15 protein-coding genes are annotated in these 16,448 nt (G+C 62.9%); 8 read left to right on the forward strand and 7 right to left on the reverse strand.

Annotation, left to right across the window (positions count from 1 at the left end; genetic code table 11):
• Positions 1 to 6 precede the first annotated feature (6 nt).
• The 7 genes from AAGS40_RS20855 to AAGS40_RS20885 all read left to right on the forward strand — a co-directional run bounded on the left by AAGS40_RS20855 (position 7) and on the right by AAGS40_RS20885 (position 6,917).
• Entirely contained in the window at positions 7 to 1,608 is a 1,602-nt protein-coding gene (locus AAGS40_RS20855) for an NAD(P)/FAD-dependent oxidoreductase (RefSeq protein ID WP_345814675.1), read from the forward strand.
• 103 nt (positions 1,609 to 1,711) lie between these two features.
• Positions 1,712 to 2,620 (forward strand): SDR family NAD(P)-dependent oxidoreductase, encoded by a 909-nt coding sequence (locus tag AAGS40_RS20860; RefSeq protein WP_345814677.1) that lies wholly within the window; start codon positions 1,712 to 1,714, stop codon positions 2,618 to 2,620.
• A 78-nt stretch (positions 2,621 to 2,698) separates the two neighbouring features.
• Positions 2,699 to 3,580 carry a metal-dependent hydrolase gene (locus AAGS40_RS20865; RefSeq protein ID WP_345814679.1) on the forward strand — a complete coding sequence of 294 codons (882 nt, stop codon included), beginning with the start codon at positions 2,699 to 2,701 and terminating at the stop codon, positions 3,578 to 3,580.
• Positions 3,577 to 4,542, forward strand: coding sequence for an alpha/beta fold hydrolase (locus AAGS40_RS20870; RefSeq protein ID WP_345814681.1), 966 nt, complete (start codon positions 3,577 to 3,579; stop codon positions 4,540 to 4,542). Before AAGS40_RS20865 ends, AAGS40_RS20870 begins: the two co-directional genes overlap by 4 nt.
• Before the next feature lie 265 nt (positions 4,543 to 4,807).
• Positions 4,808 to 5,755, forward strand: coding sequence for an urea transporter (locus AAGS40_RS20875; protein ID WP_345814683.1), 948 nt, complete (start codon positions 4,808 to 4,810; stop codon positions 5,753 to 5,755).
• A 131-nt stretch (positions 5,756 to 5,886) separates the two neighbouring features.
• The gene (locus AAGS40_RS20880; protein WP_345814685.1) at positions 5,887 to 6,663 is read left to right on the forward strand and encodes a class II aldolase/adducin family protein; all 777 of its coding nucleotides are present in this window, start codon (positions 5,887 to 5,889) and stop codon (positions 6,661 to 6,663) included.
• Positions 6,664 to 6,725: 62 nt separating this feature from the next.
• Positions 6,726 to 6,917 (forward strand): 4-oxalocrotonate tautomerase, encoded by a 192-nt coding sequence (locus AAGS40_RS20885; protein WP_345814686.1) that lies wholly within the window; start codon positions 6,726 to 6,728, stop codon positions 6,915 to 6,917.
• 85 nt (positions 6,918 to 7,002) lie between these two features.
• On the opposite strand, the gene AAGS40_RS20890 is transcribed toward AAGS40_RS20885, so the two are convergent.
• The 4 genes from AAGS40_RS20890 to AAGS40_RS20905 form a co-directional block, all read right to left on the reverse strand.
• Positions 7,003 to 8,202 carry a porin gene (locus AAGS40_RS20890; protein WP_345814687.1) on the reverse strand — a complete coding sequence of 400 codons (1,200 nt, stop codon included), beginning with the start codon at positions 8,200 to 8,202 and terminating at the stop codon, positions 7,003 to 7,005.
• Positions 8,203 to 8,295: 93 nt separating this feature from the next.
• On the reverse strand, positions 8,296 to 9,648 hold the full coding sequence (locus AAGS40_RS20895; RefSeq protein ID WP_345814688.1) for a TRAP transporter large permease: 1,353 nt from the start codon (positions 9,646 to 9,648) through the stop codon (positions 8,296 to 8,298).
• A gap of 7 nt (positions 9,649 to 9,655) precedes the next feature.
• Positions 9,656 to 10,135, reverse strand: a complete 480-nt coding sequence (locus AAGS40_RS20900) for a TRAP transporter small permease (RefSeq protein WP_345814689.1) — start codon at positions 10,133 to 10,135, stop codon at positions 9,656 to 9,658.
• 168 nt (positions 10,136 to 10,303) lie between these two features.
• On the reverse strand, positions 10,304 to 11,299 hold the full coding sequence (locus tag AAGS40_RS20905; RefSeq protein ID WP_345814690.1) for a TRAP transporter substrate-binding protein: 996 nt from the start codon (positions 11,297 to 11,299) through the stop codon (positions 10,304 to 10,306).
• Between the two features lie 799 nt (positions 11,300 to 12,098).
• Here AAGS40_RS20905 and AAGS40_RS20910 point away from each other — a divergent pair.
• The gene (locus AAGS40_RS20910) at positions 12,099 to 12,854 is read left to right on the forward strand and encodes a class I SAM-dependent methyltransferase (RefSeq protein WP_345814691.1); all 756 of its coding nucleotides are present in this window, start codon (positions 12,099 to 12,101) and stop codon (positions 12,852 to 12,854) included.
• Between the two features lie 104 nt (positions 12,855 to 12,958).
• Here the strand turns inward: AAGS40_RS20910 and AAGS40_RS20915 are convergent, their stop codons facing one another.
• The 3 genes from AAGS40_RS20915 to garD are packed head-to-tail and all read right to left on the reverse strand — an operon-like array spanning position 12,959 to position 16,362.
• A complete protein-coding gene (locus AAGS40_RS20915; protein ID WP_345814692.1) occupies positions 12,959 to 13,888 on the reverse strand; it encodes an SMP-30/gluconolactonase/LRE family protein in 930 nt (309 codons plus the stop codon).
• Positions 13,885 to 14,727, reverse strand: coding sequence for an NAD(P)-dependent oxidoreductase (locus tag AAGS40_RS20920; protein WP_345814694.1), 843 nt, complete (start codon positions 14,725 to 14,727; stop codon positions 13,885 to 13,887). Before AAGS40_RS20920 ends, AAGS40_RS20915 begins: the two co-directional genes overlap by 4 nt.
• A 45-nt stretch (positions 14,728 to 14,772) precedes the next feature.
• Complete coding sequence (gene garD, locus AAGS40_RS20925) at positions 14,773 to 16,362, reverse strand: galactarate dehydratase (RefSeq protein WP_345814695.1); 1,590 nt, start codon at positions 16,360 to 16,362, stop codon at positions 14,773 to 14,775.
• Positions 16,363 to 16,448: the final 86 nt, after the last annotated feature.

Genomic DNA, 16,448 nt, shown 5'->3' on the forward strand with positions numbered 1-16,448 from the left:
GCCCGGATGAACGCACGCACGATGCTGCACGACCCCACTACGCCCCGCGACTCCGCGCCTGTCCATACCGATCTCGCGATCATCGGCTCGGGGTTTGCCGGGCTCGGCATGGCGATCCGGCTTCGGCAAGTTGGCATCACCGACTTTCTCGTGGCCGAAAAAGCGGATTCTGTCGGCGGCACGTGGCGCGACAATCATTACCCGGGCTGCGCGTGCGACGTCCAATCGCACGTCTATTCGTTTTCTTTCGCTCCGAATCCTCGCTGGTCGCGCCTGTTCGCGCGCCAGCCCGAAATTCGCGCGTACCTCGAAGCATGCACGCAACGCTTCGGCGTGCAGCGTCATCTGCGCTTCGGTCATGAACTCGCGACGGCCGTGTACGACGACACGCTGCATCGCTGGCAACTCACGTTCGCGAACGGTCAGCAATGGTCGGCGCGCGTGCTGATTTCCGGCATGGGCGGTCTGTCGCGCGCGGCACTCCCCGACATCGCCGGTATCGAAAACTTCAAGGGCAAGGCGTTTCATTCGCAACACTGGGACCATGCGTATTCGCTCGAAGGCAAACGCGTCGCCGTGATCGGCACCGGCGCGAGCGCCATCCAGTTCGTGCCGCAGATCGCGCCGCGCGTTGCGCATCTCGACCTGTTCCAGCGCACGCCGCCGTGGATCATGCCGAAGGCCGACCGCCCGGTGAAGCCGCTTGAACAATGGCTCTTCACACACCTGCCGTTCACGCAGCAGATCCTGCGCTCGGCGCTTTACTGGATGCTCGAATCGCGCGCCATCGGCTTTGCCATTCATCCTTCGTTGATGAAGACAGCGCAGAAGGCCGCGGAGCGCCATTTGCGCCGGCAGGTGAGCGACCCGCAGTTGCGCGAAACGCTCACGCCGCGCTATACGATGGGCTGCAAGCGCATTCTCATTTCGAACGACTACTTCCCCGCCGTGTCCCGGAAGAACGTTTCGGTGATCACCGCCGGCATTGCCCGCGTCGAGGAAGACGCGATCGTGACGGCCGACGGTGTGCGTCATCCAGCGGACTGCATTATTTTCGGCACCGGGTTTCAGGTGGCGGCCCCGTTTGCGCCGGGCGTCGTGCGCGGACGCGGCGGCGTGGATATCGTCGACACATGGCGCGACGGCGCGCATGCGTATCTGGGGACCGCTTTACCTGGTTATCCGAATTTTTTCATGATCGTCGGCCCGAATACCGGGCTCGGCCACAACTCGATGGTCTTCATGATCGAATCGCAGGTCGAGTACATCCTGCGTGCGCTGCAGACGATAAACGCCGGGCGCGTCGCCGCAATCGAAGTGCGCCCGCACGTGGAACGCGCTTACAACGAGCGGATCCAGCAGAAACTCGGCCGCGCTATCTGGTCGACAGGCGGTTGCACAAGCTGGTATCTCGACCCGAAAACCGGCAGGAACACGACGTTGTGGCCAGGATTTGCGTACAGATTCCGCCAGGCGGCCCGCACGTTCAGGATGACCGATTACCTCGCGTACGTGCCTGCGCCCCGCGCGGTGAATGCGCCTACCGACTCGCCACAACCGGTGCAGGCAGGCGGCCATGCCGCCCGGACTTCCGTAGAGGCATCCTGAGAAAGCGGAACGACGCACACCGTTGCGTGCGAACGGCGAGCACAGGCATGGCATCGGAGTGAGCACACGAAGGGTGATTCCGGCCAACAGGGAGACAGACGCAATGAAGCACTTCACCGACAGAGTCGCCGCCATTACCGGCGCGGGCTCGGGCATGGGCCGTTCCCTCGCGATCCAGCTCGCGCGCGAAGGCTGCCATCTCGCGCTCGCGGATCGCAACGCCGCAAGCCTTGCCGACACCGCGCAACTCGCGCAGGCTGCCGCGCCGCGGATCGTGGGCGCACCGCTGCGCGTCACGACGCGCGTGCTCGATGTCTCGGATCGCGCGGCCATGTTCGATTGGGCCGCCGCAACAGCCGCTCAGCATCGGCGTGTGAACATGGTGTTCAACAACGCGGGCGTCGCGCTATCCAGCACGATCGAAGGGATGGATTATGCGGACCTGGAATGGATCGTCGGCATCAACTTCTGGGGCGTCGTACACGGGACGAAAGCGTTTTTGCCGTACCTCAAGGCCTCGGGCGAAGGGCATATCGTCAATACGTCGAGCGTATTCGGGTTGTTTTCACAGCCGGGCATGAGCGGCTACAACGCGACGAAATTCGCCGTGCGGGCTTTTACCGAAGCGCTGCGCCAGGAACTCGACCTGATGAAGTGCGGCGTGTCGGCGACCTGCGTGCATCCGGGCGGCATCCGCACGAACATCGCGCAGTCGAGCCGCGTCGCGCCGAGTATGGTCGGCTTCATGCTGAAAAACGAGCAGCAAGGCAAGGACGACTTCGAGAAGCTTTTCATCACACCCGCAGACGAAGCCGCGCGCGTGATTCTCGAAGGCGTTCGCAGGAACAGGCGGCGTGTGCTGATCGGCCGCGATGCGCGCGCTGCCGACTGGCTCGCGCGCACGTTGCCGGCCGCCTATCAGGTACTCGTCGTCATACAGGCGCGCCGGATGATACGCATTGCCGACAAACGCGCGCGACGCACGGCGCAGGTCGACGGCAAGCGCGCTTGATTTTTGCGCGCGTCCGCTGATTCCAATCCCTGCGGCAAGCCATACCGCCCCACACAGGGGATCACCAGGAGAATGGTCATGATGCCGGTCCGCCGCGACCTCCGTTTCAACCTGCCACAGGAACGCGCGTGCGATTGGCACGTGCAGGGCTCGCATGTGACACACTTCTTCAATGCGCTATCGCTGCTCTTTCCGGCGGGCGAGCGTTTTTTCATGGACAGCGTGCGCAACTATCGCGACCAGATCGACGACCCCGTGCTGAAGAAGCAGGTGCTGGGCTTCATCGGGCAGGAGGCCATGCATACGCGTGAACATGTCGAATACAACGATCTGCTGCAGGCAGCCGGCCTGCCGGCGCACAAGCTCGACAGGCGGCTGTGGGCGATACTGAACTTCGGCCGCAGAATCCTGCCGCATTCGTACCAGCTCGCGGTTACGGTGTGCCTCGAACACTACACGGCCATGCTCGCCGGTCTGCTGCTGGAAGACGCGTCGCGCCTCGGCAGTTCCGTGGAGGGCTTTACACAGATGTGGACATGGCATGCACTGGAGGAGACCGAGCACAAGTCCGTTTCCTACGATGTATGGAACACGGTGCTCGAGCCCGGCGTGGGTCGCTACCTGTTGCGCACCGGCACCATGCTCGCCACCACGCTGACGTTCTGGCTGATCGTATTCGACTATCACGTCCGACTGATGATCGCCGACCGCCAACGCGGCGGCCATCTTCGCGGCATGTGGCGCGTCGTGATGTATCTGTATGGTCCGAAACACGGCATCTTTCCACGCATTGCCGGCGAATGGCTCAGCTTTTTCCGGCCCGGCTTCCATCCGTGGGACCACGACAATCGCGCGCAACTGGCGCGCATCGACGCACTCGTAGCTGAGCTCGATGCGACCCACGCGGCTACGCCAGGCACGCGCAACACCGCGCGACGCGGCGTACGGGCGAACGCGTGACACGCGACACGCTGTCGGTCGAGGCCGGCGACGTGCGGCTCGCGGTCTACATGAGCGGGCCGCGTGATGCACCGCCGATCGTGCTGGTGCACGGTTACCCCGACTCGTCAGCCGTATGGGAACCGTTGCGCGCGCAACTGGATGCGCGTTACTGGGTCATTGCCTATGATGTGCGCGGCGCTGGGGCGTCGCAGGCACCGGCCACGCGCGGTGCGTACCGGATGGAGCGCCTCGCCGCCGACCTCGCCGCCGTCGCCGACGCAACATGCGGCGCGCGTCCGTTTCATCTCGTCGGACACGACTGGGGATCGATTCAGAGCTGGGAAGCGGTGACCGATCCGGCGTTCAACGGCCGGATAGCGTCGTTCACGTCGATCTCCGGACCTTGCCTCGATTATGCGCGGAGCACCAGGCGCGGCGGCGACGCTTTCGCACGATCAGAACAAAGTAGACGCCCGTCCGGTAGCGGCCTTCGACAGATGCTGAAGTCCTGGTACATCTTCTTCTTTCATCTGCCGTGGTTGCCGGAGTGGGTGTGGCGCGCCGGCGCCGCACGCATGTGGCCGCTATGGCTGCGTCTCACCGAACGCGTGCGGCCGGCCCGCGATCCCGCGCAAATGCGCAATGCACTCAATGGCCTGAACCTGTACCGCGCCAATATCATCGACCGGCTGCTGCGCCCGCGCGCGCGTCACGCGCATGCGCCGGTGCTGTTCATCGTGCCGCTGCGCGACCGCTACGTCAGCCCCGCCCTCTCACTCGGCCTCGAGGGCTGGCTTGGCGCCTACGAACGCATCGAAATCGACGCGGGCCACTGGGTCGTGCTGCGTGAACCCGCGCGAATCGCGGCCTGCATCGACGGCTTCGTCGTGCGACAGACGGCGTCGGGTGAGGCATCGGGCGGGGCATCGGGCGCGGCATCAGGAATTGCATCAGGCAACGCCCGCTCAGCGGGTTCATAAGCCGGGCCACCGATCATGTTGCAACTGCCTGCCATTGTGTGAAACCTTTCGGTCCGCCGACAAGGCGCGCCTCCTGGCACTTCTTTTGCCGACCCAACCGCGTGTCGCAAATAGCCACTATCAACAGCAGCAAATGGCCGCGGCGACGCCGCTGGCCTATGCTCGCGGTTCGCCCTATCCTGACGCCGCGTGTGTGTTTTAGCGACTAGCTGCCGGATGCGGGCGCCGTCCTGTCAATTGCCACGCCGCCCGCTATCGATCCCCCATGCACGCTGCCGCGACCGAAGCTCAATCCGCCGCCTTGCGCACGCTGTTGCGCAGTCTCGGCCAGATCGTGCTTCAGCCGAACGCCTTCACCGGCGCATGCCTGCTTGCAGCGTGGTTGATTCACGATCCGCGGCTGGCCTGCGCCGCGCTGATCGGTGCAGTGGCGGCCAATGTGAGCGCGACCCTCGCGGGCTACGACGGTCACGACACGCGCGCCGGATTGCACGGTTTCAACGGCGCGCTTGCGGGACTCGCCGCGTTCGTCAATATCTCCGACAACACGACGGCGGTCGCCGTGGCGATTCTCGCGGCGACCGGAACTGCCTGGCTGTTGCAGCCGTGGTCGCAACGTTTGCGCAAACACGGGCTCGGGTATTTTTCGAGCCCATGTCTGCTCGTGACGTGGCTTTGGCTGGCTTTCGCCGCCTTCACCGTTCAAACGCCAGGCGTCGAAGCCGCGCAACACTTCAGCGCGGAGCGGGCAAGCGCAGGGGTTCTAGCAGGCCTCGCGCAAACCGGCTTTGCTTCGAGCGCGTACTCGGGTCTGCTGGTGCTGGTCGGCATTGCCGCGAGTTCGCGCAAACATGCACTGTGGGCGTTGCTCGGCGCGGCGCTTGCGAGCGCTGCCCAGCTGCTCCTCGGCGCGACGGCGAGTTCGTTCGACACAGGCCTGTTAGGATTCAACGGTGCGCTTACCGCGCTCGCGCTCGCGGACGGCAGCGCAGCGACGACGCTCGCGGGCGTGGGCCTTTCCGTCGCGCTCCAGGCACTCGCGGTGCAGTTCGGCCTGCCGGCCATGACCGCGCCGTTCGTGCTCGCGACATGGAGCATCCAGTTGTACAGGCAGCCTATGGCGAGCACGACGGCCGCAACGGAAGCGGTGGAACGCGGGGATAATGCGCGCCGTTCGAATGCGTCCGTTCGCGCGAGTGAGGCCGGCCGCTAGCGCACCGCGGCAGGACGCTTCGGAGCGGCCCGACGCTCGCCGACTCGACCGGCCATGCTGACGCCGCCGCCGACCACCGCGCTACATTCTTCACGCAAGGCCAGATGCTTCGCTGATCTCAGGAGACACTCATGTCATTCACACACGCGCCGAGCCGCCGCATCGCCGAAACAGGCCCACGCTCCGAAGCTGAACAGCAAACCCGGTTCGACCTCGCCGCCGCTTACCGGCTCGCGGCGCTCAACGGCTGGGACGATCTGATCTACACGCATATTTCAGCGAGCGTGCCCGGCGAGCCCGGCCACTTTCTGATCAATCCGTTCGGCTTCGCATTCGACGAGGTGTGCGCGTCGAACCTGGTGAAGATCGATATCCACGGAAATAGCGTCGGCACGAGCGAGCATCCGGTCAACGCTACGGGTTTCGCGCTGCACGCCGCCGTTCACGCCGCACGCGCGGACGCCTTCTGCGTGATGCATCTGCACAACACGGCGGGCGTGGCCGTTTCCGCGCAACCGGCCGGCTTGCTGCCGGCGTCACAACACGCGTTGCGGTTTTACGGCCAGCTCGCGTATCACGACTATGAAGGTCTTGCGTTCTCGCCGGCGGAAAGCGAGCGCCTCGTCGCGCATCTCGCGGACAAACCCGCGATGCTGTTGCGCAATCACGGCACGCTGACTGCGGGCCGCACCGTCGCCGAGGCCTACGTGCTCATGGCGACGCTGATCAAGGCTTGCGAGATCCAGTTGCAGGCGCAGGCATGCGGGGCCGACCTGGTGGTGCCTGCAGACGCCGTCGCCGCGCGCACGGCGCAGCAACTGTACGATGACGGCGCAATCGAAGGCGCGCTCGAATGGCCTGCCCTGCTGCGCAAGCTTGATCGGCTGGACCGGTCCTATCGCGACTAAGCGACTAAGCGACTGAGCGCCTCACCCCGATTCAATTCTTAATCTCTCACCGGAGACATGCCATGCCCACGTTTCACATCGAACTTTTCGAAGGCCGCACACTGGAGCAAAAGCGCGAATTCGTCGAAGCCATTACCCGCGCGACCTGCGAATCGCTGGGCGTCGAGCCAAATTCCGTCGACATCATTCTCACCGACGTGAAACGCGAAAACTGGGCCACAGGTGGCCGCTTGTGGTCGGACGCGGCCGCCTGAGCCGCTCCAGCTTTGCGGCTGATCCAGCGGCGCGCCGGCGGTGACGCAGCGCCGACGTGCTGCGCCACCGGACTGCCGTGCAATATCAGAAGCGGTGAATGATGCCCACGCCCGCAGCGAACTGGCTGCGTGATGACGAAGGCGCGCCGTTCTGACCGTCGCCGATATCGGCCGTCGCGTTGATGATGCTGACGCCGTTCGTGCCGATTGTCTGGCCGCCCGCACGTTGATAGGCCTCGAGCGCATACAAACCAGTCCGCTTGGAAAGGCTGTAGTACTGCGACAGATTGAACTGCTGATAACGAGCCGAGCTCGAGATGCCGTTCGATTCCGTCGCACGCGTATAGCTGTAACCGGCAGCCAGATCGAGCACCGTCACCGGCTTGAAGTGCAGCACGGCGCCTGCCGTATTGAACGTCGCCTGGCTGCGGAACTTCGAATTTACGCCCGGAATGTATTGCACATTCGAGTACGAGAACGATACGTCCCACTGCGTGCTGAACGTATAGCCGCCCGTTACCGCAACGCGCTGTTGGGCCTGCGCCGTCTGATAGCCGTTGTTGATGCCCGACACGGCCGCCTGCGCGCCCGCGTTCGACGTCGTGGAATCCGCACCCCACGCGCCGCCGCCCACAGTCGAATTGTTGATGCGCTGGAAGCCGGCTGCAATGCCGAACGGACCGTTCAGGTATTGCAGCGCCGCGCTCCATGTCGAGCCCGCGTTGAAGCTGCCCGCCACACCGCCCAGCGAATACGACGCGCTAGCCGTCAAGCCGTACATGCTCGGCGACGTGTACACCAGCGAGTTATTCGCGCGGTACAACGTATCCAGAGAATCGATATCGCCCGGATGCGCGCCGTATGCGCCCGTCAGCCAGTTGGTCGGGCTATAGGGCGACAGCAGCGTGTAATACGGCGTGTACTGACGGCCGGCCGTCAGCGAGCCGTAGGTTGCGTTCGTGAGGCCGACGTACGCCTGGCGGTTGAACGCCAGACCCGACACGCTTTGCGCGCCCGTGGCACTGTTAAAGCCCTCTTCCAGCTGGAAGATCGCCTTGGTACCGCCGCCCAGATCCTCGGCGCCTTTCAGGCCGAAACGGCTGCCGGCCCAGATCCCGTTGACCATCTTCACCACCGAGTGGCCGCCGGTGGTCGAGCCGAGCGACGTCTGGCTGCTTTGATAGCCAATCCCCGTATCGACGATCCCGTACAGCGTCACGCTGCTCTGCGCGTGCGCACCGAGGGCGACGAGGCCAAGGGCCGAGGTTGCTAGTGCCTTTTTCATTTCTGCTCCTCTTTGAAAAATTGTTCTTTAAGCGCGGCGTGTCTGAACGCCGCTGAGTGTGGATTGACTATTCAACCTGCTTGGGATGTCGAATCAGAATACCGGGTGGCCGTTGATCAGACTGGGCAGCCACGTCGAGAACATCGGCACATAGGTAACGATATTGATCGCACTGAAAATGGCCAGGTAATACGGCCACGCGACTTTCGTGGTCTCACCGATCGACACGTTGCCGATCGCGCATCCGATGAACTGGACCGAGCCGATTGGCGGGTGAACGAGGCCGAGCGCACAGTTCAGGAGGATCATGATGCCGAATTGCACTGGGCCTACGCCGCTATGCATCGCCATCGGCAGGAACAGCGGCGTGGTAATCAGAATGTGCGCCGCCATGTCGACGAACGTGCCGAGAAAGATCTGGATAATGTTGATATACAGCAGCATCAGCCACGGAATCGTCGTCGCGCCATCGAGCAGCCGTTCGATCGCATCCGGAATCTCCAGATACGCCATCTGATAGCGCAACATGTTCGATACGCCGATCAGCAGCAGCACCACGCCCGTGGTTTTCGCCGCCTTGGACAGTGCGAAGAAGAGCTTTTTCATCGTCATCGTGCGATAGACGACGATGGTCAGCACCAGCGAATACGCCACTGCAATGGCCGCTGCCTCCGTGGCCGTCGCGATACCCTTTGCGACGCACACCAGGATGATTGCAATCACCATCAAACCGGGCAATGCGCCGAGGAACGTGCGGCCCACCGCGAACCAGCCGGGAAAGCGCTGGAGTTCGGTCGAACCGTCAGGACGGCGCGGATACCCGTAGCGCACGGCCTGCCAGTACGCTGCGATCAGCACGAAACCCATCACCCACAGCACCGGCAGCAGACCGGAAAACAGCAGGTCGCCAATCGACACGCCGCTCATCTGATGGCCGTTGAGCGTACCGGTGATCCCTTGCGCAGCGAACGCGTAGATGATCATGTTGGTCGACGTCGGCATCAGCGCGCCCGCAAGCGACGAGTGCGTCGTCACGTTCACTGCGTAGGCGGCGCTATAACCTTCGCGCTTCATCAACGGAATGACCACGCCGCCCATCGCGGACGTGTCCGCGGTCGGCGAACCCGACACGCCGCCGAACAGCGTGCAGGCGACCACGTTGGCCATGCCGAGACCGCCGCGAAAATGCCCGACCGTAGCCTGTGCGAAACGCAGGATGCGGTCGGCGATGCCGCCATGCAGCATCAGTTCGCCGGAGAAGATGAAAAACGGCACCGCGAGAAACGAGAACGCGTTCATGCCGGAGATCATCGACTGCATCGCGGTGGCGGCCGGCAAGCCCTCGTACAGATAGGTCAGCACGCACGACAGGCCCAGTGCGAACGACACGGGCACGCCGAAAATAAGGAACACCAGGAAACTGATGGAGAGGATGGCGAGTTCCATGATTCTTCTATTTTTGTTTTTGCACAAAGAGCGCCAGCAGATGCTCGGCGGAAAAGAGCGCAATGCAGACGCTCGCGATGACCGGAATCACATAACGCAACGCTTCCGGCAAGCCGAGGATCGGAATCCTGTCTTCCATCGTCGTCTCCGCCATTTGCAGACAGCCGAAGAAGATCGCTACCGCAAGCGCAATCAGGCACAGATGCTGAAAACCTTCGGCGACGAGCTGGCCCTTCGGCGAAAGCTTCTTCACGAGCGAGTCGAGCCCGATGTGGCCGCTTTCACGTACTTTCAGCGCGGCGCCGAACATGGCGATCACGATCACCAGCAGCAGCGCGATGGGCTCGACGAAATCCGGCGCGTCGCTAAAAACATAGCGCATCACGACGCTGTAAATCACGAGCAGACTAAGCGCCGCGAGACTGATCGACGCCACGATCGTCAGCAGTAAAACGAGAACATCATTGGGGCGTTTCAGAAAATTCATTGATCCGTCCTTGCAAACCGCAAAGCTGTTTCCGAAGATCAGCCATCCTGTCGGACGGCGACGTCCGACAAGCCGCACACGCAGACACCCGTGCAGCAGCAAACCTCGCGGTCATTCCTGCGAGGCTTGCACGCTACGAGCGTTGGGATGGCGGGATTGCTGCGAACCTTATTTGACTGCCTGGATTTCGTCGACGAGCTGCTTCATTTGCGGCGTTTTTTCATACTTGGCCCACACCGGCTGCATGGCCTTCACGAACGCGGCGCGATCGATCTGCGAGGACGCGACGATCGTCGCACCACCCTTCGTGACTGTCTTGCTCGCGTCGGCTTCACGCGCGGTCCACAGCTTCTCGTAGTAAGGCACCGAGTCCGACGCGGCCTTTTTGATGATGTCCTGCTCTTGCGGCGTCAGCGTGTCCCATACTTTCTTGGAGAACACGAGTACTTCCGGAGTCATTGAATGCTGCGTTTCGGAATAGACCGGCGCGACTTCGAAATGCTTCGTCTCTTCGTACGACGGCAGGTTGTTTTCGGCTGCGTCGACCAGACCCGTCTTCAGGCCGGTATAGACTTCGGCGAACGGCATCGGCGTCGGCGTACCGCCCATTGCCTTGATTTCGTCCACCATCAGGTCGGATGGTTGCACGCGCACCTTGAGGCCTTTCATGTCGGCCGGCGAGTGAATCGCTTTTTTGGTGTAGATGGAGCGCGCGCCGCTCTCATAGAACGTCAGCGCGATCATGCCTTTGGCCTTGAAGGCATCGAGAATCTTCTGGCCTTCGGGACCGTACATGACCTTGCGGAAATGGTCGATGTCGCGAAACAGGAACGGCAGCGACGGAATCATCGATTCGGGCACGATCTCGTTGAACGCGGCGCCGTTTGCGCGCGCCATGTCGAGCGCGCCGATGCGGACCTGGTCGATCGTGTCGTTTTCCGAGCCGAGCGCGCTATTGCCGAACACCTTCACGGAATCCTTGCCGCCCGTTGCCTTGCTGATCTGTTCGCCCATGTACTTCACGGCCATGTTGGTCGGGTACGTATCGCCGTGCACGTCCGAAACGCGGAACACGCGCGCCTGCGCCGACAGCGCGCTGAACGCGAGCGCGGCGGCCGCAACCAGCAGCGGAATACGGGAAGGGGCAAACCTGTTGTTGTTCATCGTGACATTCCTCGAAATTAGTCATCCGATTGCGAGGGACCGCTTGCGCAAAGCCGTTGCAAAGTCGCGGCGTTCGGATGCGACATGGTTTTAATGCGTCTCCGGCAATGCGTCCGCTTTTCTCCTGGACGGCGGACGTCTCGCCGTGCCGATCCGCACACTGCCCCGGCACGGATAATCAGCACTCCTGTCAGACAACTTCACTACTGTCGATGCCACCGCGTTGGCCAGGTCCGCTACTAAACGGGTGGCTCACCGCCCATACCGAGCCGGGTCCGGAAAACCGGAGTGCGGCGAAAGGCATTTGTTTGGGCTTATACGTTGTATGACGACATATGAAGTCTATAAAACGGACTTTCACTTGTACAGACGGTATTTACCCGCACGCAGGCACTTGCTGCGGTCGCTTTGACCTGTAGTCGCATCAGGGGTTTGGACGACAACGCGCGTGGCGCGCGTGACACCGTTGTATCGCGGCGGCACGACTCGCAATCGAGGTTTAAAGCTGCCAGGTATCTGTCGCTTCCACGCTACAGTTGTACGACGAGTGATGAATTAGTTTGTGCAGATAGGAACATCAAGCGCATGTCCAATGCTTTGCGCACCACGTTCCTGCAAAGGCAACTAAGCCACAAGCGGTTTGATACAAGAAAACGCCGCGCATTCGATAGGAGCTTTTAATATCAATGACGGTGGCCGAGACTTTCGCACCGGCGCATTGCCGGTTACGGCAAGCATTCCACTGCGCAGCCCGGTCAAATGAAAGGCCTCTGCCTGTCTGAACGTCTGGCGAGACACCATGCAACCGATCACGGACACCCTTGGCCCCGTCATTCGCCTGTCGACATGCAAGGTCTGCGGAAACGAAGCGCCGCTTTACGGCGTCGCCGACTTCAACAAGAGCTGCGCGGAAAATCACGGCTGCTATCTGCCGCTCGCTGGCGTTCCCGTCTACTACCAGCGCTGCGCGCATTGCGGGCTGGTGTTCACCCATGCGTTCGATCACTGGGACAGGCGCGCCTATCTGCGACACATTTACAACGACGACTACCATCGGGTCGATCCCGACTACGCCGACGCGCGGCCCTCCGCCAATGCCGCGCTCGTCGCCGACTTCGTCCACCATGCGGCGGCGCTGAAATGTCTCGACTACGGCGGCGGCAACGGCCGACTCGCCGCGCTTCTAAGGGAGCGCGGCGTGGATGGCTATAGCTGGGATCTGATGCGAGATGACGAAGCCGAACCGCCAGAGCATGCGTTCGACCTCGTCACCGCCTTCGAAGTGCTGGAGCACACGCCGCAACCGTTGACCACGGTGAGACAGGCGCTTGCGTTGCTCAACTCACGCGGCGTGATGCTGTTCTCGACGGTGACGATCGACGCCCTGCCGCAGCGTGCGATGGACTACTGGTACATCGCCCCGCGCAACGGACACATTACGATCCATACCACGCGGTCATTGCAAATCCTGTTCGCGACATGCGGCTATCGGATACATCACTTCAATCAGGATCTGCATCTGGCGATCAGGGAATTGCCTGACTGGCTCCGCTAGTCCCTGATGCAACGCATGGGCTCATCGGCCAAGAACCTGCAAACCGACCCGACGTCACGACAACTGACGGCAGTCGACCGCGGTACACGCGGTCAAGCGGATCTTCACAGGCGGCCTGCGTATTCCGGCTCGGGCAAACCGCATACGCCGGGGCGCACGGCAAAAAGATGTCCGTCGTGTTCGCTCGCGTCGACGCCGGGGCGAATCGACGTAATGAACAGCGTGTCCAGGTCCCGGCCGCCGAATGCGCACATCGCGGGCTTGGCGGCCGGCACCGCGATCTGACGGTCGAGCTTGCCCTCGGGCGTGAAACGCAACAGCCGGCCGGCGTCGTTTGCGCAGATCCAGTAGCAGCCATCGGCGTCCACCGCTGCGCCGTCGGGACGACCCGCGTAATCGTGCAGATCGGCAAACACGCGACGGTTGCGCGGCTCACCGGTCGCCACGTCGTAGTCGAACGCCCAGATCAGGCGGCGCAATGGGTGCGAGTCGGACAGATACATGGTTGCGCCGTCCGGCGACCAGCCGAGGCCATTCTGCGTGATCAACGCATCGACCACCGGTGCGGACAGCACGCCGTGCTCGTCGAAGCGGTACAGCGCGCCCGCTGGGTTCGCCGCCGACATGTCCTGCACCATCGTGCCGGCCCAGAAGCGACCCTGGCGATCGCAGCGGCCGTCATTAAAGCGCATGCCCTGCGCAGCGAACACCGGCGCCGCAAGCTTGCGCGTGGTCACGCCCAATGACTCGCCGCCCGCCGATGTCCCGGACAACGTGACCGCGAACAGACCGGTTTCGCAACCCGCCAGCACGGTGCCGTCACGATCGAAAGCAATGCACGCGACTTTCTCCGGCAGGCGCCATTCGGCGCGCTCGCCCGAATCGACACGCAACCGCACGATTTTCTGCGCGGGAATGTCCACCCAGTAGAGCGCCTGCCCGGCCGCTCGCCAGACCGGACTCTCGCCAACCGACGCCGGCTCGCGACCCGCCGCCTCGACCCGCTCGACCCGCGGATTCGCCGAACCGCTCACCGTTTCGGCTCCATGGGACCGGCGAGCACAAACGCGCCGCCCTGGAAACGCTGCGTGGGATCGTCGAGGTTCGTGGTGGGCGCGCTGAACGGAAAGAGATGCTCGAATTCCGCTGAACTGTCCTGCGGACGGAAGCCGAGGAAGGCCGCCTTCGTGTTATCCACCCACTTGATGCGGTTATCCGACACGCCGTACACGATCGCATGCCCGACACGATTGGTGAACAGCGAACAGCGCACGAGCTCGATGAAGTCGCGATAGCTCAGGTAAGTGACGAGCATGCGAGGATTCTTCGGCTGCTCGAACGACGAGCCGATGCGCAGGCACACCGTCTCGAGACCAAAGCGGTCGAAGTAATAGCGCGACAGCGATTCGCCAAAGCACTTCGTCACGCCGTACAGGCTGTCGGGACGCAGCGGCGCGTCGATATCGACGACGTCCGTCACCGGATGAAAACCCACCGCGTGATTCGAACTCGCATACACAATGCGCTTCACGCCCTGCTTCTGCGCGGCCGCGTACAGGTTGTACATGCCGCGAATGTTCGCTTCGAGCAGGTCTTCGAACGGCGCTTCGACGGAAATGCCGCCGAGATGCACGACGGCGTCCACGCCTTCGAGCAGCGTATGCACCGCGGCTTCGTCCGCAATATCGACAACCGACGCTTCCTCGTGCGGCGCCACGTCGCCCAGCGGCGCAATATCGGAAACGCGCACGATGTCGGCCCACTGCGCGAGCGCGCCGCGCAACTGTTTGCCGAGGTTGCCGGCCGCGCCGGTCAGCAGCAGCCGGCGAAAAGGTTTCGGCGCCGCTGAGCGGTCAACGTTGGGATCAGTCATGTCTGTGTGTGTCATGGTGTTTGCAACCGGTAGGGGTGGCGGCAATCAGGTCACCGGCGCCGGATTGAACAGCGTCAGCGCGTTGTGCAGTTTCAGCTTTTCCGCGCAGGTCTGCTGGCGGCCACTCGCGACGTCAAGCATCAGGCGGAACAGTTCCCAGCCCACCTCTTCGATCGTCGACACGCCCGTTGCAATCGTGCCCGCGTTGATGTCCATCAGGTCATGCCAGCGGCGCGCGAGGTCCGAGCGCGTGGCGACCTTGATCACGGGCACTTCCGCGAGACTGTAGGGCGTACCGCGGCCGGTGGTGAACACATGCAGGTTGATGCCGGCGGCCACCTGCAAGGTGCCGCAGATAAAATCGCTTGCCGGCGTCGCGGCGTAGATCAGCCCTTTCTGCTTGACCTTCTCTCCCGGTGACAGCACGCCGGAGATCGCCGAGTTGCCCGACTTGATGATCGAGCCCATTGCCTTTTCGACGATGTTCGACAAGCCGCCCTTCTTGTTGCCGGGCGTGGTGTTCGCGCTGCGGTCGGCGCCGCCGCGCTTCAGATAATTGTCGTACCACTGCATCTCGCGGATGATCGCCGCCGCGACTTCCGCGTTGGCTGCGCGCGCCGTCAACTGATCGACGCCGTCGCGCACTTCGGTCACTTCCGAGAACATCACCGTCGCGCCGGCGCGCACCAGCAGGTCGGTCGCGAAACCCACGGCGGGATTGGCGGTGAGGCCGGAGAACGCGTCGCTGCCGCCGCACTGCACACCCACCACGAGATCGGCGGCCGGACAGGTTTCGCGGCGGCGATTGTTCAACCGTTTCAGATGGCCGTCGGCCATCCTCATGATCGAATCGATCATCGACTGGAAGCCGACGTGCGACTCGTCCTGAAGCACGACCACGTCGCCGTTCAGATCGCCGCTCATGTCGCCGATATCCGCGACTTCCGCGACATTCGCAGCGGCCGCGATCGGGATCGTGCCGGGCGGCATCAGACGCTCGGGCTGCAACTTTTCACAGCCGAGGCTCACCATCATCACTTCGCCGCCGAAGTTCGGATTCAGGCTGATGTTGCGCACGGTGCGGATGGGCACCATCGCGTCGGGCGCGTCGATCGCGACGCCGCAGCCATAGGTATGGCCGAGGCTCACCACGTCGTCGACATTCGGATAGCGCGGCAGCAGTTCGGCCTTGATGCGCGCGACGGCATGCTGAACCACGTCGGCGACACATTGCACGGTGGTGGTGATAGCGAGAATGTTGCGCGTCCCCACCGAGCCGTCCGCGTTACGAAAGCCCTCGAACGTGAAACCCTCGAGCGGCGGCATCTCCGGCGGCCGGATGGTGGCAATGGGCAGGTCTTCGAGCCCCGGCGGGCTCGGCATACGGATCACGTGTTCGTTGATCCAGCTGCCCTTGGGAAGCGGCTTTTGCGCATAGCCGATTACCACGTTATAGCGGATGACTTCGGCGCCTTCGGCGAGGTCAGCGAGTGCGACCTTGTGCCCCTGCGGCACGCGCTCACGCAGCACGAGGCCGTCCGGAAAAACCGCGCCCTCACCCAGACCGCCGTCGTTGACGACGATCGCGACATTGTCGTTCGGGTGTACGCGAATGTAGAGCGGAGTGTTGTCCATCACATCGATCCTTATGGCGAATTCCGCCGACTGCGGTCGTTATTCATACGTCATCCTACAACATGAAAGTTCGTGCGGCGGTTACG

It is taken from the genome of Paraburkholderia sp. PREW-6R, from assembly GCF_039621805.1.
GTDB lineage: Bacteria > Pseudomonadota > Gammaproteobacteria > Burkholderiales > Burkholderiaceae > Paraburkholderia.